The following is an 8,017-nucleotide window of genomic DNA, read 5'->3' on the forward strand; positions in this document are numbered from 1 at the left end:
TTATTGTCTGTACGCTTCGATAACATCCTAAATTTCCCCCGTTAACCAAGAATTCTATCCCTATTATACAAAAAAAGCCTGTAGATTTGGCCACTAGTTAGGGACTTTGTCTACAAGCTGAGATCACAATTGTGATCTTTTTTAAATATCAAGTTCTTCTTGTTCAAGGTCTATTTCGTTATATTCGGACTCGCCATTTTCGTCTAATTGTCCGAGACCGTAATGTTCACGTATTTTATTCAAGATCTCATATTTCATTTCAGGGTTTTCTTTAATGAATAATTTTGCATTCTCTCTACCTTGACCAAGTCTTTCTCCGTTATAAGAATACCAAGAACCACTCTTTTCAACGATATCAAGATCTGCACCTATATCAATTATTTCTCCTTCGATTGAGATCCCCTCACCATACATAATATCAACTTCAGCTGACTTAAATGGTGGTGCAACTTTATTTTTTACAACTTTAATTTTTGTTTTACTACCTACAATATCGCCGCCTTGTTTCAATTGCTCGGCACGACGCACTTCTAATCGAATGGTACTATAGAATTTTAATGCTCGTCCACCTGGAGTTGTTTCAGGATTTCCAAACATGACGCCGATTTTTTCCCGAACTTGATTAATGAAAATCCCGATTGTTTTCGATTTATTTAAAGCACCTGAAAGTTTTCGCATTGCTTGAGACATCAAGCGAGCTTGTAATCCCATATGGGAATCGCCCATTTCTCCTTCAATTTCCGCTTTTGGTACAAGGGCAGCTACTGAGTCAACAACAATAATATCAACAGCGCCACTGCGTACTAATGCCTCTGCGATTTCAAGCCCTTGTTCACCAGTATCTGGTTGAGAAAGTAAAAGTTCATCAATATTTACTCCTAGTTTCTGTGCATATACTGGATCGAGAGCATTTTCAGCATCAATAAATGCAGCTTGCCCACCTGCTTTTTGTACTTCAGCTATGGCATGAAGTGCAACAGTCGTTTTACCTGAGCTTTCTGGTCCATAAATTTCAATAATTCTTCCTCGAGGATATCCTCCAACACCTAATGCAATATCTAATGCTAACGATCCACTTGATACCGTCTGTACTTGGGTTTCAGTTCTTTCCCCCATTTTCATAATAGAACCTTTACCAAATTGTTTTTCAATTTGTTTTAATGCTTGTTCTAAGGCTTGCTGGCGATCACTCACAAAATTTCCTCCTCACTCTATATACAATTCCTAATTTCAAAAGGTTTTAAGAAAAATTCCTATCTATACTATATACTTTTTTTTACAGCTTGCCAAGTATTTTATCGAACATCCATTCGTTAATTTTCAGTTCCAATTTTTCATTCAAAATTGATTTTTTGTATAAGAGAAAAATGAATTTTTGTATTTTTTTCATATTAAAAATTTATTTTTAGCAAAAAAGAAAAACTGGATCCAAAATGTTCAGCAAATTATTGATGGAAAATGGCGCATAAAAATTTGACCAAGATATAAATTCACAATTCAAACATAAATTGGTATCAACGTGTTTTTCTTTTTTAATCTATATCAATAAAGTTAAAGCGGGTGTAAGCAACTATGAAGCAAATCAAAAAGATCTTCCAAACCTGTTTGATTCTGTTCCTTTTTTTAATCAGTATTAAGCCTGTACAAGCGAATATTTCAACAGAAGAAAATATGCAAAGTACTGTGATGGTTGTAATTTATTCTAATAGTAACTCGGTAGAAACTGGATCTGGTTTCGTTGTTAGTGATTATCATATTGTAACGAATTTTCACGTTATCAGTGGGTATGAATTCGATTTCCCAATTTATATTCTATTAGACGAAGAAACACGGATTGAAGTTAGTGTAATATGGTCTTCAGAAATCAAAGATTTAGCGATTCTTGAAGCAGAAGAGCCTTTATACAGACCAATTGTAAAATTTACGAGTTCCGAAGAAATGGAAGTTCGCGATCGTGTTTATGCTATGGGATTTCCATCAGCTGCCACTGAAGGTATGGACGGATCTTCTTTAACGACTGTAAAAACAACAGAAGGAATTATTAGTGCAAAAGTTTACTCAGAATTGGATGTTGCATTATTCCAAACGGACACACCACTAAACCCGGGTAATAGTGGAGGACCTTTATTTTCTGACTGGGGAACAGTAATAGGTATAAATAGTAGCGCTTCCTTAGCTTATGGCATGATTATTGATGAAGATGGTCAAGTGGTTCCTGAGAGAATTCGAAAGGGAGATGGAATAAACTGGGCGATACAAGTAGATGAATTATTAGTTGAGTTAGATGAGCTTGGGATTGATTATGAGCTAGTACCAAGACCAAAGGAAACTCAATGGAATATGATTAACATTTTGGTTATGGTTTTCGCCTCAGCCTCGTTTCTACTAGCTATCATTACACTTTATTTATTATTTGTAAAAAAAGATCGGAACGTCCGTAGAAAACAAAGGATGTATAAGCAGGCATCTTTCCTTTCAAATAATAATCATCCGATTCACCCAACCACTTCTTTACCGCCTCGTATCCAATTACATCCATATTTAATCGGCATTCATGGTCAATATGCAGGTAAAGTTTTTCCCGTTACTGAACCAATTATAATCGGCAGTAATCCTTCCGTATGTCATCTCGTCATTTCTTCAGAAGAAATCAGTCCAAAACACTGCGCTATTGCATTTTACCCAAAGCAAAAACAATTCATTTTATTCGATTATAATTCAAAAAACGGCACTTTCTTAGAAAACGGAACACAAATCCCAGGACAATATCAATTTTTGATTCAACATAAACAAAGGTTTTATATAGGCAGTGAAAAACATATGTTTGAGGTGCAATTAAGAACATCCGATAAAGAAAAGTAAATAAACATAACTATAAAATAAACGTTTTATAAATAAAGAAATTAATGAAAATCAATGAATGATGGAGCTGAAAAAAGTCAGCCCCATCTGCTAATCATTGTTTTCCGTCTTTTCATTGTTAAAAATTTGTATGAATGCCTGGTCTAAATCATTTGTCGGTTGATGGCATCGGAAATTCTCACAAACGTATACCGTTGGTAAACCATTAATCTTTTGATATTCACTAGCAAAAGGCACAACTTCATTAAACTTTTCTCCTACTAATAAATGGAGATGTGGATGATAATTTTGTTGGATCGAATGAATGATCTTCTTTAATTTGTGATTGTCTTTGTCATAAATTATGACAATTTCCTTTAACGTTTGCCTACTTAATAAAATTGCCTGTAACATCATCGTATGACCGTTTGGATATTCAGCAATATCTCCTGCAAATGTATCAAAGATTTGCTGTACTTTTTCTTCAAATGTATATTCACCAGTAAGTTTTGCCAAACGTAATAATTGTAATGCCGCAACACTATTACCGGATGGAAGAGCACCATCATAGGATTCTTTCTGTCGGATAAGAAGTTGTTCATTGTCAGCACCACTAAAAAAGAATCCACTCTCTTTCTGATCCCAGAATAATTGAATCATTTGATTTGCCAGTTTTTTGGCCTTTTCTAAATATTCCAGTTTAAATGTGCTTTGATATAGTTCAATATATCCCCATAGAAGAAAAGCATAATCATCAAGAAAGCCTTTTTCCTTCACTTCACCGTCACGGTAACGAACCATTAATCGATCATCGATGATTAAATTTTTTTCAATAAAATTTATTGCCTTCTCTGCATAATGAATATAACGATTATTATTAAAAGTTCTTGCTGCTAGAGCCATTCCAGCGATCATTAACCCATTCCAAGCAGTTAATATTTTATTGTCTTTAAACGGGCGTTTACGCATTTCTCGTTTATTAAATAGTTTTTTGCGCGCTTCTGCTATATCTTTCATGAAATGATCTACATGTAGCCCTTTTTGTTTGGCAAATGTAGTGACATTTTTTCCTATTAAATTCGGAATACTATTTCCCTCAAAATTACCGTGTTCACTAATATCATAAAGCTCACAAAATAATGATCCGAGCTGTTCACCTAATATGTTTTTTATCTCATCTGGTCGCCAAACATAAAACCGACCTTCTTCCCCCTCCGAATCAGCATCTTCTGCTGAATAAAAACCACCTTCCGGATGTTGCATATCGCGAGTAACATAGGTCATGATTTCTTCTGCAATCTGTTTAAACCGTGGATCTTTTGTCATTTGATACGCTTCCGTATAAGTGATTAAAAGTAAAGCATTATCGTATAACATTTTTTCGAAGTGGGGAACTAAAAATTTTCTATCTGTCGAATAACGCGCAAATCCAAAGCCGATATGATCATAAATCCCTCCGTCAGCAAGGGCATCTAAGGTTTTCGTGGCCATTTTTAACGCATCATCGTTTCGATAATACTTCGCATACATAAGTAAAAAAGACAATGTATGTGGCATTGGAAATTTTGGTTCTTTCCCAAAACCGCCATAGGTGAAATCAAAAGAATTCTTTAATAAATGAAACGCCCGATGAATTGTATGATCATCTAATTTCTGACCTTGATTTTTTTCTTGCGTTTTCTTTAAGGCTTCAGTTACTTGTTGGCTAACATGATTAATTTGTTCCGGATTCTTTTTATATTGTTCATATAAATTAATAATAATTTCTTTAAATCCAGGCATCCCGTAGCGACTTTCACGCGGAAAATATGTGCCTGCATAAAACGGGACTTTTTCAGGTGTCATGAAAATATTAAGTGGCCACCCTCCATGCCCCGTCATCATTTGGCAAACAAGCATGTAAATGGAGTCAATATCCGGTCGTTCTTCTCTATCTACTTTAATAGAGATAAAGCGTTCGTTTAGTAATCGGGCAATTTCTTCATTTTCAAAAGATTCCCGTTCCATCACATGACACCAATGACATGTAGATCTAATCATCCTCTATTTCAATTATTGACCCCGAGGGGTCAGGAATAGCCGATACTTAAAAATACCGGCTTTCCTTCCCTTTTAGCTTTTTGAAAAGCTTCAGGCCCCCATGGAAACCAATCGACAGGATTATGTGCATGTTGTAAAAGGTAAGGTGATTTCTCATGAATTAATCGATTTGTAAACCTATGTTTTTTTTCACACATATTTAACACACTCCTTAATAAATAAGTATTCTGTTCAAAATATATTACCCTATTTTGGCAGTTATATCAGGTTGTTAGAAATGATAATTTTAGTTTTTTGCTTAAACTATGTAAGATTTGCTGGTCAGCTTTCAAATAATACATAGGTAATATCAAATGATGAATAAGACACTTGATTCAAATAATGAAACACATGAAGACAAATTTTCACCCATAATGGGCCGTTTTGTATGATCTCTGTCGCCACACAACCAAAAACAGTCATTATTTTACTTTTTTGAGAACTCTTTAGCTGTTTGATAACATTTTCAAAAAATCTTTTTCGGAAATAATTTCAATCCCATAACCTTCATGAATTAATTTTTCTACTTTCCTCAGTTTGGCGGTTTTTTTTCCTTTAATCATCGCTTCTTCAAAATCCCCAAGAATAATATAATCAGTGTCTATTGTCACATTTTTTTGCGGCTTTCCACCTTTTTCTGCAACTAATTTAACTGCTTGTTTTCGAGTAAAGAATTGTAATTTCCCTGTAAAAGCAATATTTTTTCCATATAATGGACTTAATGGATCCGAAGACTCCTTAACCTTTATTTTTCTAAAATCAATACAGCTATCTTTATTAACTACAGCTGACGAGCGAAAACCATTTTCATTCATCACCCCAGCACGGATATTTGTTTTATTATATATTGCATTTAAGTCATATATTTGAAACTGTTCGGAAAGTCGTAACATTAATTGGGCACATGCCATTGCATCACTTAATGCATTATGGTGATTACTTAACTCGATATCAAAATACTGGCATAGCGAATGAAGTTGGTAACTAGGTAATCCTTTAATTAATCGTTTAGAAAGTTGATATGTACAAAGCAATTGATTGTATGTCGGGACAATTTTATATTTTAATAAATTATCACGTAATGCATACCCATCAAATGGTAAATAATGTGCAACCATTACTTTGCCAGAAACACGCTCACGAATATCCTGATAAAACTCCTTAAATGTCGGTTTCCCTTTTACATCTTCAGGATGAATTCCGTGAATGGCGACATTCCAATTATCGAACTCTTCTTCTGGATCAATAAGCGAATATTTCGCCTCAACAATTTCCCCATTTTCAACAAAAACAAATCCTGCTGAGCAAATACTATGCCTAGAAGCATTTGCCGTTTCAAAATCAAATGCTACAAAATCTCTCATAAAAACGACTTCCTCCCAAGACGTTAATAACACAATAAATATGTTTGAATAAAAAGATTATTCTTATAAAACTATTTTTATTATACAATTTCATTTTTTGACTTGTAAAAATTTTTACTTATAAAAGAGAAACTAGATTTTTCTGTTACAAAACTAACAAATTAGCGTAAAAAACAGTACTTTTTTTATTGAAAGTTCACGTAATTAAAGGAAAAAAGACGTCCCACTTTTCAAGCGGAAACGTCTTAAGAAATTTCCTTCGAACTAAAATACAAGATGATTGGAAAAAATCAATTAACGCATATTAAACCATTCTGTCTTAGTTTTTCCACTTTCTACTCTTCAAATATATTATGAAATTGACTAATCTACATGTTCGACAATTGGTACGACTTAATCACTCAGCTATAAGCATCAAACATAAATATTTACATCTCCACTTGATCAGAATTTCACAATGATGACATCACTAATATAATACAAATTTTTCCATTTTGCAATTGTTCTATCAAAAATTATAAAACTATTCGCAATTCATGTGATATTTTAATGCCACATTTAGACACTAATACATTGATCTTTTTATTCTGACTATTTGATATTTCATGATTAAATTATGATAAAGTTCATTGTATGAATACTAGTTTTATGGTAAGTTTTCTAAAGAATATATTTTTTATAAGGATGATCCTATGTTATATTTATCATTAATTATTCCGCTTATAATGGCAATTATCGTAATCGTAATACGAATGAAGGCGACCAACTATCCTGTAACAAAAAAGAAAATTATACTACCACCTATATTTATGAGTACTGGTGCTTTCATGTTTATTTTTCCATATTTCCGTATTTCTCTATTACAACTTTTAGAAGCGTTCATTGTTGGCATTCTTTTATCTATCTTTCTAATAGTAACGACAAAATTTGAACGTAACGGGAATAAAATTTATTTAAAAAAATCAAAGGCTTTTCCAATTATATTAGTTTCTTTACTTATTGTTCGGATCGGATTAAAGTTATATTTTTCACAAACGATTGATATTGGGGAACTAGGTGGTATGTTTTGGGTTTTGGCCTTTGGTATGATCATTCCATGGAGAATAGTAATGTATTTGCAGTTTATTAAAATAGAAAAGCAATTCAATTTATCAAAATAAAAAATTAGATTCACCAAAAAATGGGAGTAAAACATCGACTCCCATTTTCTAGTCTGTCAGCCTAGGTAACATATAATTTATTTATTGCTTTTTATTCTTTTTAGTTTTTCGTGATAAATGATCCGTGGCTAACTCCATAAATTTATTTGCATTAATATTTCCGAATTCAATCCCAAATTCCACATGACTTGCCTTTCCTGTTTGTTTTTTATTCGATTGGTCTTTCATTATGTTTCCCTTCTCTTCCTCTTTTAGAATTTCGATTAAATCCTTTCATCGGATTCTCTTCACGAGCAAATTCTGCTGTAAAATCCGTCTGTTCAATATTTTTCTTCGGTGTTTTTGAATGCTTTTCCACCGCATTTCTTTCCGCTTTACGTTTTGCCATATATAATCCTCCTGATAAAATTGATCGGTTATAGTTTCCCACTTGTGCATAAAAACATACAAAAGAGGCTGTCCAAAAAGTGAGTAATTTTCACTTTTTGGCAGCCTCTTTCTATTAAATCGGTGCATATAAACACAAAAAAATCGCCCTTTCTAGTAGAATGTAAGTGACCAAACAAACATTTT

Annotated in this window: 6 protein-coding genes and 1 pseudogene; 2 read left to right on the forward strand and 5 right to left on the reverse strand. The window is 33.2% G+C overall.

Annotation, left to right across the window (positions count from 1 at the left end):
- Positions 1–141: 141 nt before the first annotated feature.
- Complete coding sequence (gene recA, locus OEV82_RS15610) at positions 142–1,194, reverse strand: recombinase RecA (protein WP_173658984.1); 1,053 nt, start codon at positions 1,192–1,194, stop codon at positions 142–144.
- A gap of 378 nt (positions 1,195–1,572) precedes the next feature.
- On the opposite strand from recA, the gene OEV82_RS15615 reads away from it, so the two are divergent.
- Positions 1,573–2,862, forward strand: a complete 1,290-nt coding sequence (locus OEV82_RS15615; protein WP_173658986.1) for a trypsin-like peptidase domain-containing protein — start codon at positions 1,573–1,575, stop codon at positions 2,860–2,862.
- 90 nt (positions 2,863–2,952) lie between these two features.
- Here the strand turns inward: OEV82_RS15615 and OEV82_RS15620 are convergent.
- Both OEV82_RS15620 and OEV82_RS15625 read right to left on the reverse strand, forming a co-directional pair.
- Positions 2,953–5,078: pseudogene (locus tag OEV82_RS15620) on the reverse strand (thioredoxin domain-containing protein).
- A gap of 288 nt (positions 5,079–5,366) precedes the next feature.
- On the reverse strand, positions 5,367–6,284 hold the full coding sequence (locus OEV82_RS15625) for an exonuclease domain-containing protein (RefSeq protein ID WP_173658992.1): 918 nt from the start codon (positions 6,282–6,284) through the stop codon (positions 5,367–5,369).
- Between the two features lie 692 nt (positions 6,285–6,976).
- Here OEV82_RS15625 and OEV82_RS15630 point away from each other — a divergent pair.
- A complete protein-coding gene (locus OEV82_RS15630) occupies positions 6,977–7,444 on the forward strand; it encodes a CcdC family protein (protein ID WP_173659012.1) in 468 nt (155 codons plus the stop codon).
- Positions 7,445–7,525: 81 nt separating this feature from the next.
- Here OEV82_RS15630 and OEV82_RS15635 read toward each other — a convergent pair whose 3' ends face one another.
- Positions 7,526–7,672, reverse strand: coding sequence for a hypothetical protein (locus OEV82_RS15635; RefSeq protein ID WP_173659014.1), 147 nt, complete (start codon positions 7,670–7,672; stop codon positions 7,526–7,528).
- A complete protein-coding gene (locus OEV82_RS15640) occupies positions 7,653–7,832 on the reverse strand; it encodes a hypothetical protein (protein ID WP_173659016.1) in 180 nt (59 codons plus the stop codon). The genes OEV82_RS15635 and OEV82_RS15640 overlap by 20 nt, the downstream gene beginning before the upstream one ends.
- Between the last annotated feature and the right edge of the window lie 185 nt (positions 7,833–8,017).

The organism is Pallidibacillus thermolactis, from assembly GCF_025660415.1.
GTDB lineage: Bacteria > Bacillota > Bacilli > Bacillales > Caldibacillaceae > Pallidibacillus > Pallidibacillus thermolactis.